Below are 22,001 nucleotides of genomic sequence, written 5' to 3'. Positions count from 1 at the left end.
AACCCATCATACTTGAACTTGCTTCCACTTCCCTTTTTTGAACCATACCATGGCCAAGACAGCCAACAGCACTTCGGACAGCGTGATAGCGACAAAAACACCTACTTCACCCCATCCAAGCATTATCGCGGAAACGTAAGCAATGGGTAATTGAAAAAGCCAAAACGAAATTAAATTAATCTTCGTTGGTGTTTTTGTATCCCCTGCTCCATTAAACGCCTGGCTCATTACCATACCATAAGCATAAAAAATATAGCCTGCCGCAATCACCTGTAAGCAGAGTCCCCCGCTTTTCACTACTGCTGGTGTTGCATTGAACCACGAAATAATTGTATTGGCAAAAAGTAAATAGCCCAATGAGACAATCCCCATAAAAATAGCATTGTATTTTCCTGTTTTCCACACAGAAATTGACGCTCTTTCAGGTTGTTTGGCTCCTAGGTTCTGCCCAACCAAAGTGGCTGCAGCATTGCTCATTCCCCAGCAGGGCATTAAGGTGAACATCATCACTCGAATGGCAATAGTGTACCCGGCCAATACTTCGCTACCAAATTCGGACATGATACGCATGAGGAAAATCCAACTGGAGGTACCAATTAAAAATTGAGCAATTCCACCCAAAGAAACCTTGATCAGGTTGACCATGACTTTAATATTGATGACCAAATCTTTGGCGACCAATTTGATTTTTCCCCATCCGAAAAACAGAATTCCCAATTGGAAAAGTACTGCCGTTCCCCTACCAATATTGGTTGCAATGGCGGCTCCCATTACGCCAAATTCTGGAATTGGTCCTAATCCAAAAATAAACATGGGGTCCAAAATAATATTGAGTCCATTGGAGAGCACCAAGGCCCACATGGCAATGGAGGCATTACCCGCACCACGGAAGATGGCATTGATCAAAAACAGAAGTACCACCGTAATGTTTCCTCCAATCAAATATTGCGTGTAACCGTAGCCTTCTGCAATTAAATCGGGTTCTCCACCCATTAAAGCCAAAATATCCTTGGCATAAATAATTCCGATGATTCCAATTACAATGGAAATTAGAACCCCCAAACTAATGGCCTGTACTGCTGCAATTCGCGCCCCTACAACATCTTTTTCTCCAATTCTACGGGCTACCACCGCCGTCGCTGCCATACTTAAACCAATGGCCAATGCATACACCAAAGTGATTACGGATTCCGTCAATCCAATAGTAGCGACTGCATTAACACTTACTTTGGAAACATAAGCAATATCTACTAAGGCAAAGATAGATTCCATGAGCATCTCCAAGATCATGGGAATGGAAAGCATAAATATGGCCTTTCTAATGCTTCCTGAGGTAAATTCAGTTTCCTTACCGGAAATGGCTATCCAGAAATATTGAATGAATTTTTTAAATGAAATTGTATGTTGATTCGTCATTATAAAAAGAATTATGTGTAAAAAAAGAAGTGAAATGTCGGGTAGCCGAGGAGTCTTCGGTTACATAAATCGGGTTTCCCCAATGGTGACATCTATCGCGTACATAATTCTTATAGCTTCATAATGATACAAATATGCAAAAAATTCCAAAACATAATTATATTTTTTTCATTTTCTGATAATCAGCATGTTCTTACCTTAGTAGACCAACTAACTCAATATTTTTATGTTTAAAAAAGTTTTTATTCTATGTGCCGTTCTGGCCTTAGGAATGTTATCGTGCAAAAAATCCCCTGAAGCAACCGAAACTAAAACCTCTGGCTATCAAGGTCAGGGGAAAAGTCCAGTAGTTCCGACCGTAGATAAACCTGTTCAAAAACAATGGAGGGGCGTTTGGGCCTTTAACGACAGTACCACCTTTTTCTCCAACCAGTTTGACGGTGCCCGTTTAAACGGTGTGGCCTTTGATGGCGACGACCATTATACCATTTGGGTAACAGCAGAAAATACCCCCATCAACGTGAGCCCTTGGTATGGCTTTAAAGTTTGGTCTACCAATGCAAGGGATATTAAAGTCGAATTGAAATATCAGGATTCCAGAAGTAGGTATTACCCAAAAATCAGTACGGATGGCAGAAATTTTAAGCCATTGGACAGCATTTATTTTAAACCCATAAATCCCGGTGAGGGTGAATTTGGATTGGGTGCTGCTCCAGAATCTGCGGAATTGACGATTAGCGTTTCTGAAAACCCCACTTGGATTACGGCTCAGGAATTGTATACGTCTTCCGTTGTTCAAGAATGGGTAGACTCGCTAAGTCAAAAACCATTTATTGAAAATTATCCCATTGGTCTTTCTAAAGAAAAAAGAACCATGCATTTAATGGAAATCAATGAAAACAAGGAGGCCAAAAAAGCCTTGATGATCATTTCCAGACAGCACCCGCCCGAGGTTACTGGCTTTATAGTAATGAAATCTTTTATAGAAACTATTTCGGGAGATTCTGAATTGGCAAAAGCCTTTAGGCAAGAACACACTGTTTTTGCAGTTCCGTTGATGAACCCTGATGGTGCTGACAACGGCCACTGGAGACATAACATGGGCGGAATTGACTTAAATAGGGATTGGCAAAACTTCAATCAGCCTGAAACCAGAAATGTTCGTGATTTCTTGGTGAAAAAGGATGAGGAGTACGATTTTGTTTTTGGTGCGGATTTCCACTCTACTTGGGACGACATCTACTATCCTATTGACACCACAGTGACTGGTGAAAAAGGTAAAATCATTTTTGATTGGATTGAAAACATCAGCGAAAGATTACCTCAAAAGCAGACCAATGTTCGTGCATCTGATGAGATTGATCCAACCATGGTATCCAGCAAGTACTTTTATGTGCACCACGGTATGCCTGCCATCGTTTTTGAATTGGGCGACAATACGGCAAGACCTTTCCTAAAGGAAAAAGGCAAAGTTGCTGCTGAGGAAATCATGAAGCTTTTACTGGAAAAATAGCTTATTTTTTGGCGTAATGTACTTTGTATCGCCAGAAGCTTATTCCACCTAAAATAAAGACCCCGAGTACAGTATACCATACAAAGCTTGGGGTTATTACTTGGTCTCCACTAGCATAACTGTGCAGTCCCACCAAATAAAAGTTTACCCCAAAATAGGTCATCATAATACTCGCAAAAGCTACAATACTGGCAAAATTATAGGTCCATTTACCTCGAAGTCCCGGTACCAAGCGCATGTGCAGCACAAAGGCATAGACCATTATGGAAATCAAGGCCCAAGTTTCCTTAGGATCCCAGCCCCAATAACGTCCCCAACTCTCATTGGCCCATTGTCCTCCCAAAAAATTTCCAATGGTCAACATCACCAATCCAGCCGTTAAGGACAATTCGTTGATCACGGTAAGCTCTTTAATATTGAGATCCATACGTTTCTTGTTCTTTTCTGTGGTCATTACCATCAGAAGCAAAGCAACCACACCCAAGATCATCCCAACGGTCAAGGGACCATAACTACCTACAATTACCGCCACGTGAATCATTAACCAATAACTATCCAATACGGGCACCAAATTACCAATTGCAGGGTCTACCCAGCTTTGGTGCGCAATCCACAGCAACATAGAGGTTACAAAGGCACTTGCCGCAATGGTGAGTTCACTTTTTCGACCCAAAGCCAAACCGATTCCCATGGTGGCCCATCCTACGTAAAGAATACTTTCGTAAGCATCACTCCAAGGAGCGTGACCCGAAATGTACCAACGCAATACTAAACCAATGGTGTGCCAAATAAAGAATAGGATTATGGTTCCTTTCAATAAATAGGCAAAGGCATCCAATATCTTTCGCTCTTTAAAAATCTTGGCAATCAACACAAAGAACAAGAGCACACCCACCATGGCGTAGTATTTATACAAACGGTTGAACAGGTCCAACTTGTTGTATATAATCTCGGTCTTTATTTTATTTTCTGAAGGCAATACCTCTTCACCATGATTCTTTTGGTTCTGGGTGAATGCCTCAATCAATTTATCAGGTTGGGAATAATCACCAGAGGCAATGGATTGTTGGAGGGAGTTCAAATAATAAGGCATTGCATTCCTAATGAAATTGGCATACAAGGAATCCTGCACTTGATATTCTCCACCGCGAAATTCAACTGCCGAAATCCATTTGTTGTTTTCATCATTCAACAAAGGGAATATTTTCACCATTTGACCACTTAAGGCGATATCCAACAAGCTTAATCTTTCCCCAACTTTTTTAATGTCCTTTTCAAAATTGGAAGGATTGGTTGTAGAGGTTGCTTTTTCAAGGTAGGATCTTAGTTTGTAAGCGCCTTTATCAGTGAAAAAATCTGTGGCCTTAACGTAATCCGTACCACTAGGAACACCAATTACTTTTCGGATACTATCGTTTTGCCATTTACCTACTTCAATAAAATCAACCGTATACCAAACTCCTGGATTGAGCATCATGGAAAGAAAAACCTGATTGGCAGACATGTCCTTGTACTTGTCCTTGCCACTCAGTTTTCTCAACAATTCGGAAGAAAAAGTATGTACAGGCTTCATTCGGCCCTCACCATCTTGGATGACCAAGGCGCCAAATTTTTCCGCATGTTCTTTGGCTACGGTCGTTGCTGCAATAACGGAATCAATCTGCGCTTGCGTAGGCATTGCAGAATGCCCATCATGTTCGTCAGTTGTTTCTTGCGCCTGAACACCCGTAAAAGTCAATAACAATAACGCAATGGTCAAAGCTGCTTTTTTGACTTTGATTTTCTCCAACATCTGCTGTAAATCTTTAAATCGGGTATCGCCAAAAAACATAATGCCCATTAAACCGATATACAGCAAGAAATACCCAATATAAGTAATCCAAGTACCCCAAACATCGTGGTTAACAGATAATACGGTGCCCTTTTCATCGGGGTCGAAACTAGATTGAAAAAAACGATAGCCCTTATTGTCCAGCACATGGTTCATATAAATATCGTAATCAAAAGGGCGCTCATCGTGAACGGTCACTTTACTCATAAACGAGGCATAACCTGCTTCGGTACCGGGATATTTCTCTGCAATAAAGTCGTTCAACTCAATCGAAAAAGGAAGTTCGTATACTTTGGAACCGTAACTCAAGGTAAAGTCCAAGCCACCCACATGTATTTTATCTGAAAAATTGGTGGTTCCTTTGGCTCCCAATAATTTCACTTCTTTGGATTCTCCGTTGGCAGCAATGGAAACCACTAGTGCGTCTTGGGTTACTTTAGTAATTTCCTCTTCGGGCACTTTTACAATGCCATATTTACCTTTGACGATAGGCTCTGGAATCACAAATTGCATTCCTGCCATGGTGTACAAAGAGCGTAATTGTAAGGTTTGAATGCTATCACTGGCTACCGTACCTTGAAACTGGTCGGCCATGCGCATAAAATTTCCATCAAAAGGAGACTGAATACGAAACCCATTTTCTTCATCATAAAAAATGTTGACGGCACCATCGGTTTGGTTGTTCAATGCAAAGAGTACATTGTGAATGCTGGCAATTTTTCCATTTTCCAGATAATGTTCGTGACGTTGTCCGTTGCCTGCTTCTACAATTTGCAAGTATTCTTGACCGTTTTCATCAGGAATCAATCCTTTTTCAGCACCTCTAATAAAATCTACATAGGAAATGGTGAATGGTTGGCCATTAAAGTCGGATTTCCAAGGTAAGCTTGAACGTTTTCCTTCGGGAGTTACCAAAATATCATCTTCAAGAATACGCCTTTTGGTTTCACCATTGATATCCCCATCAATATAGGCGGTCAAATAAGTTTTATCGGAATAAAATACGTTCTCCGTAGCACCTTCTCGAATAGGCATCATCCCTTCGTAACTGATATAACGGGTCACAAAAGCGCCAATAATGATAAGAATCCAAGAGAGGTGGAGAATAAGCACAGCCCATTTTTTCCAATCGAGCAAGCGATACCTAAAAATATTCCCGATAAAATTGATCACAAAAAAGACCATAATGGCCTCGAACCAAGTGGCGTTATAAATATAAATTCTGGCGGTTTCGGTACTGTAATAGCTCTCTACAAAAGTTCCAATGGCCATTGCTGCCGCAAAAACCAAAAAAAGAACAGCCATAAGTCTTGTGGAAAAAAGAGTCTTTTTAAGAATATCGATCATGGAAATTCGGTCTGCTTTCGGCTGGCAAAAATACGGCCTTTTAACGTTTTTCTGTTGTCCTTTAGGCTTTAAAATGTTAAATTTAAGAATGCCCCTCTTAAAACTAAAAACTATGAGAAGAAAAGCATTTATCCAGAAAACATTTGGGGCACTGCTTATGGGCATCCCCATAGCTACTTATTTAAGCTGTTCGAGTAGCGACAGTTCCGACAATAACAATGGAAACTTAGACCCCAATCCTAACGCAAGTGAGAAAGACTGTGCGTCAAACGGAGCAGAGGCTTTATCCATCAGTAGCAATCATGGCCATACTCTAGTGGTTTCCAAAGAAGATATTGAGAATGGGACCGAGCGGGATTATTCCATTATGGGGAGCTCTCCCCATAACCACACCGTACGTTTAACATCCAATCATTTTAATTCCCTTAAATCCAATGATCAAATTGTGGTTACCTCAACCACGGAGGATGGGCACAGTCACAGCGTAACCGTGGCCTGTGCTTAATATTGGAAAGGCCAATTAGTAGCGTTTGCCATTGAGGGGGGGCTTTCTTAGGTCCTTTTCCACTTCAATCGTTTATTTTTGCCCCATGCACACAATCGTAGTTCTTGGAACGGGCAATGTGGCCCTACATCTATGCAATGCTTTTTTAGCGGTGGATACGTTAAAACTTGTGCAGGTCTATGGGCGAAACAAAGAAACCCTCCAAAGGTTCAATGCGTTTGCCAATATAACATCCAATCCCGTTGAGATTGAAGAGGCTGATATTTACCTTATAGCCGTCAATGATGATGCGATTTCCCAAGTCTCTAAATTATTGATCACTAAGAAAGGAATTGTGGTGCACACCTCCGGAGCAGTTGCCATGCATGTGATTCAATCTGAAAAACGAGGTGTTTTTTATCCACTACAGACCTTTACCAAAGGTAAAGAAGTAGATTTCTCCACTATTCCTATTTGTATTGAAGCCGAATCGTCTCAATTGCTGGAAACATTGAAGATTCTGGCGAAAGCCATTTCTGAAAAGGTCCATGAAATTAATTCCGAACAGCGAAAAAAATTGCATCTTGCAGCCGTTTTTGTGAACAACTTTACCAATTACCTGTATGGTGTTGGCGAAACCATTTGTTTGGAAGAGGGCCTTCCTTTTGATTTGTTGAAGCCCTTGATTCTGGAAACCGCTGAGAAAGTGCAAACCCTTTCACCTAAAGAGGCACAAACAGGACCAGCAAAACGGCACGATGAAAAGAGTATGGAAAGCCACTTGAAACTTTTGAACAAAGAACACATTGCGCTTTATAAATTATTGAGTGAAGCCATAAAACAAGCCTATGAAAAAGAATTATAAAGAACTTTTAAGTGATATCACCACTTTTGTTTTTGATGTTGACGGGGTTTTTACCGACGGGATGGTACTGATAACTTCCGATGGCGAATTGCTCAGAAAAATGAGTGTGAAGGATGGTTATGCCCTTAAAACAGCCATTCAAAAAGGCTACAACGTCTGTATCATAACAGGCGGCACTAATGAGGGGGTAAAAGAACGCTTAAAAGGACTTGGGGTTACTGATTTTTACATGGGCTCCCATCACAAAGAAGAACCTTTAAAAGAGTATTTGGATATTTACAACATCGACCCGAAACAGGTGGTGTACATGGGTGATGACATGCCCGATATTCCACCTATGAAAATGGTGGCCTTGGCTACCGCACCACAAAATGCCATTCCAGAAGTAAAGGCCATTTGCGACTACGTTTCCCATAAGAATGGTGGAGATGGCTGTGTTCGGGATATTATTGAGCAAGTTTTAAAGGTTCGTGGGGATTGGAACGATAATTTTAGCGCCAAGAATGACTAAAAATCCACTAACAGATAAACTTAAGGGCAAACAAATCATTTTGGCATCTGGTTCACCACGACGCAAAATGTTCTTGAAAGAACTTGGACTGGATTTTATCATTGACCCTAAGTCGGTAGAAGAAGTTTATCCAGATCATTTACAAGGACAGGAAATATCAGAGTATTTGGCTGAATTGAAGGCGACACCGTTTAAGGAAGCCCTAGAGCCCAATCAAATTGTGATTACTTCGGATACGGTGGTTTGGCACAACAATGCTTCCTTGGCCAAAGCAGCTGACCATGCAGAAGCATTCAAAATGCTCCGCACCCTTTCCGGAGATTGGCATGAGGTAATTTCTTCCGTGTGTTTTACCACCAAAGAGGCTCAAAAAACGGTGAGCAGCATCACTAAAGTGAAGCTCAAGGAGTTTTCCGATGAAGAAATCAACTTTTACATTGAAACTTGCCAACCTTTTGATAAAGCAGGTGCCTATGGAATTCAAGAATGGATTGGAATGATCGGCATTTCCGAAATTCAAGGGTCGTACACCAATGTGGTCGGTCTGCCCACCCATTTGGTTTACCAGACCATGATGGAATTGTAATCAGGTCCTTTTTACTGAAATGATTTTTACTGGACAGGCTTTTGAGGCTTGTTCGCAGGGTTCAAAAATACCCTCGTCATGGGATTTAATGGTGTAAAAACCTTTCTTGTCTTTGGAATGTAACAACACAGATTTTCCATCTTTTTTGGACATTGCAAATTGTTCAGGAGCCATTTCCACACAATAATTACAACCAATACATTTGTCGCGTTGAAGCGTAACTACCACCATTACGCCTCTACCTTATTTTCAACAATTTTGTACAATTTGTCCGAAAGTCGAATCCTAAAGTCCAAAGGAATGGTCACGGAATCACCTTTTTTGGCCGTAGAGAGTTTAGCATCGTTCACCAACATTTCGGTTACCTTCATTTCCTTGGCTCCTGTGGTTGGTCCTGTCACCAAAATGGTATCTCCCACTGAAATATCGTAAGCTTCAATAATAAATTCACCAATATTGGTTTTAGGGAAAAAATGGGCTCCCTTACCGATGTAAACTTTCTTTTGGGTAGCGGAAGAACCAGGAATTTTACTCCACTCCCCTAATTTTTGACCTAAATAATAGCCACTCCAAAAACCACGATTGTACACTTTTTCAAGTTCCTGCATCCAAGTGATTACTTTTTCTTTATCATAATTGCCTTCATACAAACTATCCAAAGCTTGACGGTAGCATTTGATTACTTTGGCCACATATTCCGGAGCGCGCCCCCTACCTTCAATCTTTAGCACTTTGATGCCTGCATCAGCTACTTGGTCCAGAAAATCAATGGTACACAAATCTTTAGGTGACATGATGTACTCATTGTCCAGTTCCATTTCAAACCCTGTCTCTTGATCTATCACCGTATATTTTTTTCTGCAGTTTTGTTTACAAGCTCCTCGGTTCGCAGAAGAATTATAGGAATGTAAACTCATATAACATTTACCCGAAACGGCCATACACAAAGCACCGTGACCGAACACCTCTATCTCCACCAATCGACCTGATGGACCTTTGATTTGTTCTTTTTCAATTTGTTCGGTGATTTTTTTCACTTGTCGCAAACTCAATTCCCGACTCAACACCATGGTGTCGGCGAACATGGCATAGAACTTTACCGTTTCAATATTGGTCACATTGATTTGGGTAGAAATATGCACTTCCAATCCTAACTCTCTGGCAGATGCAATTACGGCCTGGTCCATGGCAATAATGGCCGTCAAACCAACTTCTTTGGCTTTCTTCAACAAGGTTTTTACGATGGAAAGGTCGTGGTCATAAATAATGGTGTTCAAGGTAAGATAGGTTCTCACCCCTTTTTCATTACAACGTCTGGCTATCTCGGGCAGATCGTCCAAAGTAAAATTCATGGTGGCCCTAGCCCTCATGTTCAACTGTTCCACCCCAAAATACACCGAATCCGCTCCGTTGTCCAATGCGGCTTGCAGAGATTCAAAATTACCTGCAGGTGCCATCAACTCAATCTGTTGCATGTCAAAAGTTTTTGCTTCCGAAATATTTTGCAAAACTACATTTTTCCTTGCATTGCAAAAAGTTAAGTATCTTGAGATATCTCGACAATTCCCATGAATCAAATACATGTGCTTATGAAAACCTATTTTTTCCTTTTGAGTTTGTTTTTCGTTGTTGCTTTAAGCTGCAAACAAGAAGCGCCCAAACCGACCGAGATTGCTTCAACTGCAAATACCAAAACCAAAGAAAAATTACCAAAAAAGCCATTATCCGAAGATTTTAAGGCCTATTGGTATGCTGGCGAAGCAGAAATCACGTCTTACGAATTAAAGCAAGCTCGCTATGGGGAACTGAGGGATGGAAAAGCAGTTTTAATTTATGTAACCGAACCTTTTTTGCCTGAAAAACAGGTGAAAGCCGATAATCCAAATCCAGAAAGCATATCGGTTTTAAAATTGAATGCTACCAAAAAGTTTGTGACTGGAATTTATCCCTACTCCATTATGGCGAGTACATTTTTTCCTGTTTACGATAACCAACATGCCATAAAAACCAGTTTGTCGGTTCAGGAGTGGTGCGGCCATGTGTACTCCCAATTAAACAATCGTGAGCAATTTGAATTTACGTGGCATTCGTATTTTGAAGGAGAAGCCGATCAGGAGTTTTCAGTCCAAAAATCGCATTTAGAAAATGAAATCTGGAATAAAATACGCATCAACCCAAGTGGACTTCCAGTAGGCGAGATTGAAATGATTCCTTCATTGGAATTTCTTCGATTAACACATGAAGAAGTTAAAACCTATGCCTCAAATGCTGAACTTTCAACTTCAAATGGAATATCAACCTACTCTATTTCTTACCCGGAATTGGAACGAAAATTGATGATATCTTTTACATCTGATTTTCCATATTCCATTGAAAGTTGGACAGAAGAATTTAAAAGTGGATTTGGTCCAAAAGCAAAAAAAATGACCACAACCGCTACCAAAATTAAAAGGTATAAATCAGCTTATTGGGGTCAGAACAGGAATAGCGATTCGAGTTTAAGGGATAGTTTAGGTTTGTAACGCCTTTTAAAATCGATGTTAAAACTCTTCTAAATAATTCCCCAACTGACTTTAAACAGGCTATATTTGAAACAACCACTAAACAACCAACAATGAAATACGTATGGGTAACCCTTTCGGCTATTGTATTTTCTGTAACCTTACTTCATGCCCAAAAACCAGATAAACCTACCTCTTCAGAGATTTATCACGAACTTCAAAAACTCAATTTTTTAGGGACTGCCCTTTACGTGGCGGCTCATCCCGATGATGAAAATACAAGCCTAATTTCATACATGTCCAACCACGAAAAAGCGCGCACGGTCTATCTTTCCTTGACCCGTGGCGACGGTGGGCAAAATTTAATAGGTTCTGAATTGCGTGAATTATTGGGCGTGTTACGAACTGAAGAATTATTGGCCGCCCGACATATGGATGGTGGAGAACAACGTTTTACCCGTGCCAACGATTTTGGGTTTTCCAAGCATCCGAACGAGACCCTTAAAATATGGGACAAAGAAAAAGTGCTGGCCGATGTGGTTTGGACCATTCGGAAAATAAAACCGGATGTTATTGTGAATCGTTTCGACCACAGAACCCCTGGTTCAACCCATGGGCACCACACCTCCTCTGCTATTTTAAGTGTTGAAGCTTTTGATATTGCCAACAATCCCGATGTGTATGCCGAACAATTGGAATACACTACACCTTGGCAACCTAAACGAATTTTTTACAATACCTCTTGGTGGCAGTATGGAAGCCAAGAAGCCTTTGCTAAAGTGGACAAATCTGGAATGGTGAGTCTAGATGTGGGCACCTATTACCCAGAATTGGGATTATCCAACAACGAAATAGCCGATATGGCCCGAAGTCAACACCTATGCCAAGGTTTTGGTAGGTTGACCAGTAGAGGTTCTTCCATGGAATATATTGAACTTCTAAAAGGAGATATGCCTAAAAACAATGATGTGTTCGAAGGCATTAACACTACTTGGTCCCGAGTTGAGGGTGGTGAAGCTGTTGGGGAGATTCTTTATGAGGTGGAAAAGAACTTTAACTTCAGAAACCCTGAAAAACATCTACCTGCGTTGGTAAAAGCCTATCAACTGCTTCAAAAAGTGGAAGATGAGCATTGGCGAACGCTTAAATCAGAAGAGCTACAAGCCCTTATTTTGGATTGCGCAGGTCTTTATCTGGAGGCAAGTGCCGGGGAATCCTCTGCAACACCAGGAAGCATGGTCAAAGTTAATTTTGAGGCCATTAACCGTAGTGCCAACGGCATCACCTTGAAGTCCATTAGCTTAAATGGTGTTTCAGAAAAAATTACACCGGCACAAATTTTGGAAAACAATAAAAAATCTAACTTCGACCTTAGTTTTAAAGTTCCAGAAGCTACAAATTACACCAGTCCTTATTGGTTGAACGAATCTGGAACCTTGGGTACCTATACCGTAAATGATCAAACTTTGATAGGTAAACCAGAAACACCTAGTGCTTTTACGGCCATTTTTGCATTGGAAATTGACGGAGTGTCCATCAATATTGAAAAGCCAGTTATTTATCGCTATTCCAAACCCGATAAGGGAGAAGTGTACGAGCCCTTTGCCATTTTACCTGAGGTTACTTCAAAAATCGATGAAAAAGTTCTGATTTTCGCCAATGCAGACACCAAAGATGTTCAGGTAAAAATTAGGGCCGGAAAAAATGATGTTTCTGGAAATGTGGTTTTGAATCATCCTGAAGGATGGATGGTTATGCCCAGCAGTATTCCATTTTCCATTGCTCAGAAAGGGGAAGAAATTAGTGTAATCTTTAAAGTTTCACCGCCGCAAACTGGAAGTGAAGGAAAAATATCGCCCGTAGTTACTATTGGAAACAAGACATTTGACAAAGAACTTGTTGAAATTAATTACGACCATATTCCAAAGCAATCCATTCTTTTACCATCAGAAGCGAAAGTAGTTCGCATGAACATTCAAAAATCCGGGGAACATATTGCCTACATTATGGGTGCCGGTGATAATGTTCCTGAAAGTTTGGAGCAAATTGGATACCAAGTACATCTAATAGACCCAAATGATATTCAAGCAGGTTCTTTGGATAAGTACGACGCTGTTGTAGTTGGAATTAGAGCTTATAATGTGGTGGATGCCCTAAAATTTAAGCAACCCATCCTTTTCGATTATGTCGAAAAAGGAGGCACCATGATCGTTCAGTATAACACTGCGGGGCGCTGGGCCAATCAGTTTGAAAATATTGCTCCCTATGACTTAACCCTTTCTAGAGATAGGGTTACCGATGAAAATGCAAAAGTGAGTATCTTGGCCAAAAACAATTCGTTGGTGAATTTCCCAAACACCATCACCGAAAAAGATTTTGATGGTTGGGTACAAGAACGTGGACTATACTTCCCAAGCGAGTGGAGCGCTGATTTCACGCCAATATTGGAAATGGGTGACGAAGGAGAATCACCAAGTCAAGGTAGCCTTTTAGTGGCACCTTACGGAGAAGGTCATTATATTTACACCGGCTTGAGCTTTTTTAGGGAACTTCCCGTTGGAGTTTCAGGAGCTTATAAATTGTTTGCCAATATGCTTTCCGTTGGAAAAGATGAAGTAAAAAAAGAAAGTAATGTCAAAGGATAACATGGATACCAAATTCGAATGGAAAAAAGAATACAGCATTGTACTCTTTTTAAACGCCATTTATATTTTGATTTTTTACCTCATAATGATACTAAACAACTAAAATCCTGAATGGCATTACTCGATTGGATTATTCTTGGTAGTACTCTATTGTTTATTGTGGCCTATGGCGTATGGAAAACCCGAGGCAATAATAGTGTTGATGACTATGTTCGTGGCGGAGATAATATAAAATGGTGGACCATTGGCCTGTCCGTAATGGCTACCCAAGCAAGTGCCATTACCTTCTTGTCCACCCCTGGGCAAGCATTCCACGATGGAATGGGTTTTGTGCAATTCTATTTTGGCCTTCCGTTGGCCATGATAGTGATTTGCCTTGTTTTTATTCCCATTTATAAAAAGTTGAATGTTTTTACCGCCTACGAAATGTTGGAAGGTCGTTTTGACCTTAAAACCAGAACCCTAACAGCCATTTTGTTTTTAATTCAACGAGGTTTGGCAGCAGGAATTACCATTTTTGCTCCTTCCATAATTTTATCTGCGGTATTGGGATGGGATTTGAGAACCTTGAACGTGATTATCGGAATTTTAGTGATCATTTATACCGTTTCTGGTGGAACCAGAGCCGTAAGTGTTACCCAAAAGCAGCAGATGTTCATTATTATGCTGGGAATGTTCTTTGCCTTCTTTTTTATAATGGGAGCCCTGCCTACCGATATTTCTTTTGGAAAAGCATTAAAAATTGCCGGCGCCAACAACAAATTGAATATTCTCGATTTTACGTTAGATCCCGATAACCGCTATACGTTTTGGAGTGGAATCACAGGAGGTTTCTTTTTGGCCCTAGCCTATTTTGGCACTGACCAAAGTCAAGTGCAGCGTTACCTTTCCGGAAAATCAGTCCGTGAAAGCCAATGGGCCTTGATCTTTAATGGCATTTTTAAAATTCCAATGCAGTTTTTCATCTTATTGGTAGGTGCCATGGTTTTTGTGTTTTATCAATACAATACCTCTCCCCTAAATTTTAATCCAGCTGCCACCGAAGCGGTGATGGAATCGGAATATGCCGAAAACTACAAAACTCTCGAAGCTGACCATAAAAAGTTAGAAGCTGAAAAACGAATGGCCCAAGATGCCTTTTCTGAAGCCTTGGAGCTCAAAGAGTACAATGCCATAGAGCAGGCAAAACAGGACATTATCCGAATTAATGAAAAGGAAAACATAAGTCGTGAAACGGCACGAAGTTTAATTGCCAAAGCGGATGAACTCGTGGAGACCAACGACAAGGATTATGTTTTTATCCACTTTATCCTAAACAATCTGCCACAAGGATTGATAGGTTTGCTATTGGCCGTTATTTTATCTGCCGCCATGTCATCAACAGCATCAGAATTGAATGCTTTAGGCACCATAACGGCATTGGACCTATATAAAAGAAGTCAGAAAAAAGATCTTGACCAAAAGCACTATTTAATGGCCACTAAAGGGTTTACCTTGCTTTGGGGTATAATTGCCATTGCGATTGCCAATGTTGCCAATTTGTTCGATAACCTTATCCAATTGGTAAACATCATTGGTTCTATATTCTATGGAAATGTTCTTGGCATTTTCCTATTAGCGTTCTTTTTCAAATTTGTGAAAGGAAATGCTGTTTTTGTAGCGGCTATTGTTACCCAAATTATTGTAATTGTTGGGTGGTATATGGATTGGATGTCTTATTTATGGCTGAACGCTTTTGGGTGTGTTTTGGTGATTCTTTTAGCGAGCTTGGTTCAAATGTTCGATAATTTTTTAGGAAATCCCAAAGTTGAACAATAAAAAAAGCCCACTTTTTAAGTGGGCTTCCAATTTGTTTTTATTTCTGAAGAACTAGTTCTCGGCCCATTCTTGAAGTGATTCAGTGTTCATTTTCACATAATCTTGGTTACCAGCTGCCTGTGCTGCAGATAGTGATCTTTTCGCTGCTTTAATAGCGCCATCTTTATCGCCTAGTTTAGCATAGATCAAAGATTGCGTGCGCATCATCCAATAGGCTTTTCCACCATCCATTTCAACGGCTTTATCTACCCAAGTTTTAGCTTGCTCCATGTTCATGCCTTCCGCGAAGTAATAAGAACCGGCAGCAAAATAATCATTAGCGGTCAACTCACCTCCACCGTTCATGGTAGCCTCAATACTCTTAATGGCCTTGTCCACTGTTGGAACCACAAAATCAACCCCTACATAGGTATTCTCCCACATAATGCCCAAAGTAGCACCGTTATTGTGCAAATCGTCAATAGTGATTGTGAATGATTCAATGGGCATTGGGATTTCCATGGTTTCAACCTTTACGGTGGCCGCCACTTTTGAAGCATCCCATTCTTGTGGATTTCCCCAGTTATCTGTGGTAGTATAGAAAATTACATCCCAAACAGCTTTGCCTGGTCTTGTGTAGATAGAGTAGCTTCCCGCACTCAATTTTTTACCTTCCACTTCAACATCATCACCAAAAGTAATAATGGTATTTTGGTTCGCACCTGTTCTCCAAATAGCATCAAATGGAACAAGGTCTCCAAATATTTTTCTGCCTTTCATGGCAGGTCTTGAATATTTTACGGTAACATCCGTTAATCCAACCTTTTGCTCCAAGGTTGAGAACGGACTAGGCGCTGGAGTTTCTATCTGTGCATTTAGGGTAACGCACATCAAACCAACAAATAATAGTAGTGCAACTTTTTTCATATGATAATGTTTTTAACTGTTTAGTGGGACAAAGCTAAATATAAACCCTGCCCCTAATTGTTAATAATTCCTTAAAAGGATGTGTTCCAATGCGTAGCATCCACTTCTAAATTAACATTTTTGTTTAACTTTTTAATATTTTTATTAAACAATATAGTTTTATCTTTGTGCAAACATAATTTGATGCAGCTCTATCAATTAAAATCAAAGCAAATACTGCCTATTTCTAAAACAAAGGCTTGGGAATTTTTATCGGACCCCAAAAATTTAGCGGTAATTACCCCTGACCATATGGGTTTTCATATTCTGGCAGGTGCCGACCGAGCCATGTTTCAAGGACAGATTATTCAATATATCGTAAAACCATTTCCATTAGTAGCCACCAAATGGGTCACAGAAATAACCCACGTTAAGGAAGGTGAGTATTTTGTGGACGAACAGCGTTTTGGTCCTTACGCGCTTTGGCATCACAAGCATTTTTTAAAAGAAGTTCCCGAAGGTGTGGAAATGGAAGATATTATTGACTATAAGCTTCCTTTTGGCCTTTTGGGTCAAATGGCCCATCCTGTTTTGGTAAAAAAACAATTACAAAAAATCTTTGAATATCGTGAAAAAAAGCTTGTTGCGTTATTTGGGCAAGTAGCAGGCAGAGAAAATAAGTTGAGTATTTCAAAAATATAATATGAAAAAGAATATTTTGTTAATTGGCGGCTCATACGGCATTGGTCTGGAAATGGCCAAAATACTTTCCAAAGACCATCAAGTATTTGTTGCTAGCCGAAGCAATGAACAACTTTTAAATTTGAACGTTACCCACATCCCTTTTGATGTTTTAAACGAAGACATTTCAGAAAAAGCAATTCCAGAAAAACTGGATGGCTTTGTATATTGCCCTGGTAGCATCAACCTAAAACCCTTCAAGACTTTGGGAGTTGACACCATTCAAAACGATATGGAAATCAACTTTTTCGCTTTGGTTCAAACCGTCAAATCCATCATCAATAGAATGAACGAAGGTTCTAGCATGGTCTTTTTCAGCACTGTGGCCGTGGGAACAGGAATGCCCTTTCATACAAGTGTAGCAGCCGCAAAAGGTGCTATTGAAGGTTTTGCCAGAGCATTGGCAGCGGAGTATGCCCCAAAAATACGAGTAAACGTTATCGCCCCGTCTTTAATCGATACACCTTTGTCCGAAAGACTTTTGAGCAACGAAAAGAAAAAAGAAATGATGGCACAAAGACATCCGATGAAACGGGTGGGTGCAGCTCGGGACATTGCCAACATGGCCAAATTTTTACTAAATTCCAACAACTCTTGGATAACTGGACAGGTAATTGGCGTAGATGGAGGTATGTCCACACTAAATGTTAGTTAATGCAGGATAAGATACTAGTTTTTTGGTTTAGGCGCGACTTACGATTAGATGACAATGTTGGACTGTACCAAGCCCTGCAAAATAAAGTCCCTGTACTTCCCATCTTCATTTTTGATACGGAAATATTGGAAAATCTTCCAAAAAATGATGCCCGAGTTACCTTTATTCACAATCAGCTACAAAAGTTAAACAAGCAATTGAACACTGATTTTGGCAGTGGGATAGCTCAATTTCATGGTTCACCCAAAAAAGTATTTGAAAAATTAATCGAAGCATACCAAATTGAAGCGGTTTTCACCAACCACGATTACGAACCCTATGCCAAAAAAAGGGATGAAGAAATCAGGGAATTGTTAGAATCAAGCAATATTCAGTTCAACACCTTTAAAGACCAAGTTATTTTTGAAAAAGAGGAAGTGGTCAAAGATGATAGAGATTCCTACGTGGTCTATACGCCTTATATGCGCAAGTGGAAAGAAAATTTCAATCCCACCACCCATTTGTTGGAGTACGATTCCCAAACTAACCTCAGTAAAAACTTGTATCAGTCCAAAACCCTGCCCCAACTTTCTTTAAAAGATATGGGGTTTGTAGAATCATCCACACAGGTTCCTGATTATACCGTTACTTCGGACTTAATTCAACAATATGAGGACACTCGAGACTTTCCCGCAAAAAAGAATGGCACTTCCCGACTAGGTCCACATCTTCGTTTTGGAACCGTTTCCATTCGAAAAATGGTCAAAAAAGCCATGAATGAAAAGAATGAAACCTTTTGGAACGAGCTGATTTGGCGTGAATTTTTTATGCAGATTCTTTGGCATTTTCCGCATACCGTGAACGCTGCATTCCGACCAAAATACGACCGAATCGAATGGCGAAACAATGAGGAGGAGTTTGAAAAATGGAAACAAGGTAAAACAGGATATCCCCTTGTAGATGCCGGTATGCGTGAATTAAACCAAACAGGCTACATGCACAATCGGGTGCGCATGCTGGTAGCCAGCTTTCTTTGCAAACATTTGCTTATAGATTGGCGTTGGGGCGAAGCCTATTTTGCCGAAAAATTATTGGACTACGAAATGGCCAGCAATGTGGGCAACTGGCAATGGGCCGCAGGCAGTGGCGTAGATGCCGCCCCTTACTTCAGGATTTTTAACCCAACTACGCAGATTCAAAAGTTTGATAAGGATAAAAAATACATCAATACATGGGTTCCAGACCTTCAAGAAATAAGCTACCCAGAGCCGATGGTTGACCATAAAATGGCTCGGGAACGTTGCTTAAAAACATATAAAGAAGCGGTCAGTTGAAGCTTTTTCTTTAATTTTAGTTCTTGTTGATGGAGTTTTGTTTCAGATGAATGAAGAAAGCTGAAATCAGCGACTAATAACTAACTCAAAACCTTTAAAATGAAGAAAATTTCAACCTTACTCCTTTTGGGATTGGTGACCCTTAGCCTCTCCGCCCAAAAGATGACCAAGGACAAAAAAGCTGTTGTTGCTTCGGTAGAGAAGCACAAAGACAACCTTATTAAAATCAGTGATTCCATTTGGGCATTGGCTGAAACTGCCTTTGAAGAATCCATTTCTGCAGAATTGCTGGCGGATTATGCCGAAGAAAATGGAATGACCGTAACTCGTGGCGTTGCCGATATTCCAACGGCATTTATTGCCACGTATGGTTCGGGTAGTCCTGTGATCAGTGTATTGGGAGAGTTTGATGCACTGCCCGGACTTTCACAGAATACCGTTCCAACAAAAGATCCGAGAATTGAGGGGGAGCCTGGACACGGTTGCGGACACAACATGTTCGGGGCTGCCAGTTTGGGGGCTGCCATTGCCATAAAAGAGCAAATTGAGGCCGGAAACATCAAGGGAACTGTAAAATTCTTTGGAACTCCCGCAGAGGAAAAGTTTTTCGGAAAAGTTTGGATGGTGGAAGCTGGACTTTGGGATGATGTTGATGTGAACGTGAGCTGGCACCCATCTGCCGAAATCGAAGCCGATGTACAGAGCGGATTGGCCTTGGTGGACTTTATGGTAGAATTCTACGGTCAAGCTGCCCATGCTTCAGCAGATCCTTGGAACGGACGCAGTGCTTCTGATGCTTTGGAATTGTACACCACAGGAATTAACTACTACAGAGAGCATATAAAACCAACTTCCCGTATTCATTACCACATTCAAGATGGTGGACAAGTAGTAAATGTTGTCCCTGATTACTCAAGATTGTGGGTAAGAGTACGTGACCCTAAAAGAGATGTGATGTTGCCGACCTTTGAGCGAGTAAAAGCTATGGCCGAAGGAGCGGCCATCATGGCCAATGTGGAATACAAATACTCTTTGATTTCTGGTATTTATGAGACCTTGGTAAATCGTGAAGGTGGAAAAATAATGCAGAATAACTTGGAGCTTTTGGGTCCAATCACCTATACCGATGAGGAAATTACCTATGGTAAAGCCATTCAAGAAGCAACGGGTAAACCACAAGTAGGCATGGACGGCGAAGTTCACCCTCTAAAAGAAACCGAAGCACTTCCCGGAGGTGGTTCAACAGACGTAGGGGATGTGAGCTGGAACGTGCCCAACATCAACTTGGGCGTTACCGTTGCACCAAAAGGAACTCCTTGGCACTCATGGGCCGTTGTTGCCTGTGGCGGAATGAGTATTGGACATAAAGGAATGATCTATGCTTCAAAAGCTATGGGAATGACTATGTTGGACCTTTTTGACGACCCAAAATTGGTAGAAAAAGTAAAAGAAGAATATAAAACCAGAAAAGGCGATGTAAAATATGAGGCCATGATCGATGGTCCACCACCAATTCCTGGTAAATAGATTAAAAATTGTTGAGGGCGACTAAAAGCTTTCTAGCTGTCAGTTCGAGCGCAGTCGAGAACCAAAATGTGGGTAAAAGCATTAGATTTCGACTCCGCTCAACCTGACAAATCCAATGCGATTATGCTTTTTAGCCCCCTAAATAACATACAAATCACAATGAAAAATCCTGTTATTCAAACCTTTCCACTAAGCTCACCTTGGCAAACCCTTGATCCATTTTTGTTCAGTGTGTACCATTTGGACCACTTTCCAAAAGGAAATGGGGATATGGGCCCTGATTCCTCTTTATTGAAAGGTAGAAATTTGGGCAGTGACTTTGACCCAAGTAATGAATGGAGAATGTACCACGGACAAACCATTCCCGGTTTTCCGTACCATCCCCACCGTGGTTTTGAAACCATAACCATTGTGAACAAGGGGTTTTGTGACCATTCGGATTCTTTGGGTGCCGCAGGTAGGTTTGGTCAAGGCGATGTACAATGGATGACAGCAGGAAGAGGCGTACAACACTCTGAAATGTTTCCATTGTTAAAAGATGAAGAGGGGAACACATTGGAATTGTTCCAGATTTGGTTGAACTTGCCCAAAGCTGGGAAATTTGTGGAACCTCATTTTAAAATGCTATGGAATGAGGAGATTCCCATTGTTGAAGAACATAGTGCTAAAATAAAAGTAGTTGCCGGTACCTACAAAAATATTGCTCCCATTGCCCCTGCCCCCGATTCTTGGGCGGCCAACCCTGAAAATGAAGTTGCTATTTGGAACATTCATGTAAATGCCAATTCGGAGTACATCTTACCAAAAGCAAATACATCAGTTAACCGTGTGCTGTACTTTTATGATGGTGATGAAATCCATATTGGAGATAAAAAAATCAATCCCAATTTTGGAATCGTTTTGGACCCCACAGAAGAGGTTACTATGAAAACAGGTTCTGAAAGTGGCCATTTTATGTTGTTACAGGGCAAACCCATTGGTGAACCCGTGGCGAAATACGGACCGTTTGTGATGAACACCCAAGAAGAAATCCAAAAATCGATGGAAGAATATCGCCTTACCCAATTTGGAGGATGGCCATGGCCTTACCCCGACAATGTGCATGAAAAAGACCGCGGAAGATTTGCACTTTACCCAGACGGAAAACTGGTAGAGAAAAGCTAGTTTTTTAGCAGCTATGAAAAATCCATAGTTTCAAAAGGGTTATCCATAAAACCAAAAGGGTAATCCGTCAATTCAACTATGGTTTTTAGTCAGTTTCATGTATCTTGCTGGAAACAAACTAAATGAAACCCAGCCAAACCTTACTTTCAACCCTTTGGGTTGTGCTACTTATTAGTCAATTTTGTCTTTCTCAAACCAA

Annotated in this window: 18 protein-coding genes; 13 read left to right on the top strand and 5 right to left on the bottom strand. The window is 40.7% G+C overall.

Features of this window, described 5'->3' with window-relative positions:
* Positions 1-6: 6 nt before the first annotated feature.
* The gene (locus ABT310_RS12920; protein WP_375324302.1) at positions 7-1,416 is read right to left on the bottom strand and encodes an MATE family efflux transporter; all 1,410 of its coding nucleotides are present in this window, start codon (positions 1,414-1,416) and stop codon (positions 7-9) included.
* 226 nt (positions 1,417-1,642) lie between these two features.
* Between ABT310_RS12920 and ABT310_RS12915 the strand changes: the two genes are divergently transcribed.
* On the top strand, positions 1,643-2,929 hold the full coding sequence (locus ABT310_RS12915; protein WP_375324301.1) for a M14 family metallopeptidase: 1,287 nt from the start codon (positions 1,643-1,645) through the stop codon (positions 2,927-2,929).
* A 1-nt stretch (position 2,930) separates the two neighbouring features.
* On the opposite strand, the gene ccsA is transcribed toward ABT310_RS12915, so the two are convergent.
* Entirely contained in the window at positions 2,931-6,107 is a 3,177-nt protein-coding gene (gene ccsA, locus ABT310_RS12910; RefSeq protein ID WP_375324300.1) for a cytochrome c biogenesis protein CcsA, read from the bottom strand.
* A 112-nt stretch (positions 6,108-6,219) separates the two neighbouring features.
* Between ccsA and ABT310_RS12905 the strand changes: the two genes are divergently transcribed.
* The 4 genes from ABT310_RS12905 to ABT310_RS12890 all read left to right on the top strand — a co-directional run bounded on the left by ABT310_RS12905 (position 6,220) and on the right by ABT310_RS12890 (position 8,553).
* On the top strand, positions 6,220-6,612 hold the full coding sequence (locus ABT310_RS12905) for a hypothetical protein (protein ID WP_375324299.1): 393 nt from the start codon (positions 6,220-6,222) through the stop codon (positions 6,610-6,612).
* A gap of 85 nt (positions 6,613-6,697) precedes the next feature.
* Positions 6,698-7,456, top strand: coding sequence for a Rossmann-like and DUF2520 domain-containing protein (locus ABT310_RS12900; RefSeq protein ID WP_375324298.1), 759 nt, complete (start codon positions 6,698-6,700; stop codon positions 7,454-7,456).
* On the top strand, positions 7,440-7,967 hold the full coding sequence (locus ABT310_RS12895; protein ID WP_375324297.1) for a KdsC family phosphatase: 528 nt from the start codon (positions 7,440-7,442) through the stop codon (positions 7,965-7,967). The genes ABT310_RS12900 and ABT310_RS12895 overlap by 17 nt, the downstream gene beginning before the upstream one ends.
* Positions 7,960-8,553 carry a Maf family nucleotide pyrophosphatase gene (locus ABT310_RS12890; protein ID WP_375324296.1) on the top strand — a complete coding sequence of 198 codons (594 nt, stop codon included), beginning with the start codon at positions 7,960-7,962 and terminating at the stop codon, positions 8,551-8,553. Before ABT310_RS12895 ends, ABT310_RS12890 begins: the two co-directional genes overlap by 8 nt.
* On the opposite strand, the gene ABT310_RS12885 is transcribed toward ABT310_RS12890, so the two are convergent.
* A complete protein-coding gene (locus ABT310_RS12885) occupies positions 8,554-8,784 on the bottom strand; it encodes a ferredoxin (protein WP_375324295.1) in 231 nt (76 codons plus the stop codon).
* Positions 8,784-10,028, bottom strand: a complete 1,245-nt coding sequence (locus ABT310_RS12880) for a peptidase U32 family protein (RefSeq protein ID WP_375324294.1) — start codon at positions 10,026-10,028, stop codon at positions 8,784-8,786. The genes ABT310_RS12885 and ABT310_RS12880 overlap by 1 nt, the downstream gene beginning before the upstream one ends.
* Before the next feature lie 114 nt (positions 10,029-10,142).
* Between ABT310_RS12880 and ABT310_RS12875 the strand changes: the two genes are divergently transcribed.
* From ABT310_RS12875 to ABT310_RS12865, 3 genes are all read left to right on the top strand, one after another.
* A complete protein-coding gene (locus ABT310_RS12875) occupies positions 10,143-11,075 on the top strand; it encodes a septum formation inhibitor Maf (protein WP_375324293.1) in 933 nt (310 codons plus the stop codon).
* Between the two features lie 92 nt (positions 11,076-11,167).
* Positions 11,168-13,699, top strand: a complete 2,532-nt coding sequence (locus tag ABT310_RS12870; RefSeq protein ID WP_375324292.1) for a PIG-L family deacetylase — start codon at positions 11,168-11,170, stop codon at positions 13,697-13,699.
* A 111-nt stretch (positions 13,700-13,810) separates the two neighbouring features.
* Positions 13,811-15,517, top strand: coding sequence for a sodium:solute symporter (locus ABT310_RS12865; protein ID WP_375324291.1), 1,707 nt, complete (start codon positions 13,811-13,813; stop codon positions 15,515-15,517).
* Positions 15,518-15,568: 51 nt separating this feature from the next.
* Here the strand turns inward: ABT310_RS12865 and ABT310_RS12860 are convergent, their stop codons facing one another.
* Positions 15,569-16,423, bottom strand: a complete 855-nt coding sequence (locus tag ABT310_RS12860) for a DUF2911 domain-containing protein (protein ID WP_375324290.1) — start codon at positions 16,421-16,423, stop codon at positions 15,569-15,571.
* A 183-nt stretch (positions 16,424-16,606) separates the two neighbouring features.
* Here ABT310_RS12860 and ABT310_RS12855 point away from each other — a divergent pair, with 183 nt between their 5' ends.
* From ABT310_RS12855 to ABT310_RS12835, 5 genes are all read left to right on the top strand, one after another.
* A complete protein-coding gene (locus ABT310_RS12855; RefSeq protein ID WP_375324289.1) occupies positions 16,607-17,104 on the top strand; it encodes a cell division inhibitor in 498 nt (165 codons plus the stop codon).
* A 1-nt stretch (position 17,105) separates the two neighbouring features.
* Positions 17,106-17,798 carry an SDR family NAD(P)-dependent oxidoreductase gene (locus tag ABT310_RS12850; RefSeq protein WP_375324288.1) on the top strand — a complete coding sequence of 231 codons (693 nt, stop codon included), beginning with the start codon at positions 17,106-17,108 and terminating at the stop codon, positions 17,796-17,798.
* Positions 17,798-19,111, top strand: coding sequence for a cryptochrome/photolyase family protein (locus ABT310_RS12845; protein WP_375324287.1), 1,314 nt, complete (start codon positions 17,798-17,800; stop codon positions 19,109-19,111). The genes ABT310_RS12850 and ABT310_RS12845 overlap by 1 nt, the downstream gene beginning before the upstream one ends.
* A gap of 99 nt (positions 19,112-19,210) precedes the next feature.
* Positions 19,211-20,638: an amidohydrolase gene (locus tag ABT310_RS12840; protein ID WP_375324286.1), complete on the top strand. Its 1,428-nt coding sequence runs from the start codon at positions 19,211-19,213 to the stop codon at positions 20,636-20,638.
* Positions 20,639-20,797: 159 nt separating this feature from the next.
* Complete coding sequence (locus tag ABT310_RS12835; protein WP_375324285.1) at positions 20,798-21,802, top strand: pirin family protein; 1,005 nt, start codon at positions 20,798-20,800, stop codon at positions 21,800-21,802.
* Positions 21,803-22,001 lie beyond the last annotated feature (199 nt).

Origin of the sequence: Flagellimonas cixiensis (assembly GCF_042134615.1) — a bacterium.
In the GTDB taxonomy this organism is placed as follows: Bacteria; Bacteroidota; Bacteroidia; order Flavobacteriales; family Flavobacteriaceae; genus Flagellimonas; species Flagellimonas cixiensis.
This window is presented reverse-complemented; position numbering and strand designations above follow the sequence as displayed.

Excerpts from the sequence above, each read along its gene's own strand:
- ABT310_RS12875 (WP_375324293.1), top strand. The coding sequence starts at position 10,143 with ATGAAAACCTATTTTTTCCTTTTGAGTTTGTTTTTCGTTGTTGCTTTA.
- ABT310_RS12890 (WP_375324296.1), top strand. The coding sequence starts at position 7,960 with ATGACTAAAAATCCACTAACAGATAAACTTAAGGGCAAACAAATCATT.
- ABT310_RS12850 (WP_375324288.1), top strand. The coding sequence starts at position 17,106 with ATGAAAAAGAATATTTTGTTAATTGGCGGCTCATACGGCATTGGTCTG.
- ABT310_RS12865 (WP_375324291.1), top strand. The coding sequence starts at position 13,811 with ATGGCATTACTCGATTGGATTATTCTTGGTAGTACTCTATTGTTTATT.
- ABT310_RS12855 (WP_375324289.1), top strand. The coding sequence starts at position 16,607 with ATGCAGCTCTATCAATTAAAATCAAAGCAAATACTGCCTATTTCTAAA.
- ABT310_RS12900 (WP_375324298.1), top strand. The coding sequence starts at position 6,698 with ATGCACACAATCGTAGTTCTTGGAACGGGCAATGTGGCCCTACATCTA.
- ABT310_RS12885 (WP_375324295.1), bottom strand. The coding sequence starts at position 8,784 with ATGGTGGTAGTTACGCTTCAACGCGACAAATGTATTGGTTGTAATTAT.
- ABT310_RS12920 (WP_375324302.1), bottom strand. The coding sequence starts at position 1,416 with ATGACGAATCAACATACAATTTCATTTAAAAAATTCATTCAATATTTC.
- ABT310_RS12880 (WP_375324294.1), bottom strand. The coding sequence starts at position 10,028 with ATGCAACAGATTGAGTTGATGGCACCTGCAGGTAATTTTGAATCTCTG.
- ABT310_RS12835 (WP_375324285.1), top strand. The coding sequence starts at position 20,798 with ATGAAAAATCCTGTTATTCAAACCTTTCCACTAAGCTCACCTTGGCAA.
- ABT310_RS12915 (WP_375324301.1), top strand. The coding sequence starts at position 1,643 with ATGTTTAAAAAAGTTTTTATTCTATGTGCCGTTCTGGCCTTAGGAATG.
- ABT310_RS12840 (WP_375324286.1), top strand. The coding sequence starts at position 19,211 with ATGAAGAAAATTTCAACCTTACTCCTTTTGGGATTGGTGACCCTTAGC.
- ccsA (WP_375324300.1), bottom strand. The coding sequence starts at position 6,107 with ATGATCGATATTCTTAAAAAGACTCTTTTTTCCACAAGACTTATGGCT.
- ABT310_RS12895 (WP_375324297.1), top strand. The coding sequence starts at position 7,440 with ATGAAAAAGAATTATAAAGAACTTTTAAGTGATATCACCACTTTTGTT.
- ABT310_RS12860 (WP_375324290.1), bottom strand. The coding sequence starts at position 16,423 with ATGAAAAAAGTTGCACTACTATTATTTGTTGGTTTGATGTGCGTTACC.
- ABT310_RS12845 (WP_375324287.1), top strand. The coding sequence starts at position 17,798 with ATGCAGGATAAGATACTAGTTTTTTGGTTTAGGCGCGACTTACGATTA.
- ABT310_RS12870 (WP_375324292.1), top strand. The coding sequence starts at position 11,168 with ATGAAATACGTATGGGTAACCCTTTCGGCTATTGTATTTTCTGTAACC.
- ABT310_RS12905 (WP_375324299.1), top strand. The coding sequence starts at position 6,220 with ATGAGAAGAAAAGCATTTATCCAGAAAACATTTGGGGCACTGCTTATG.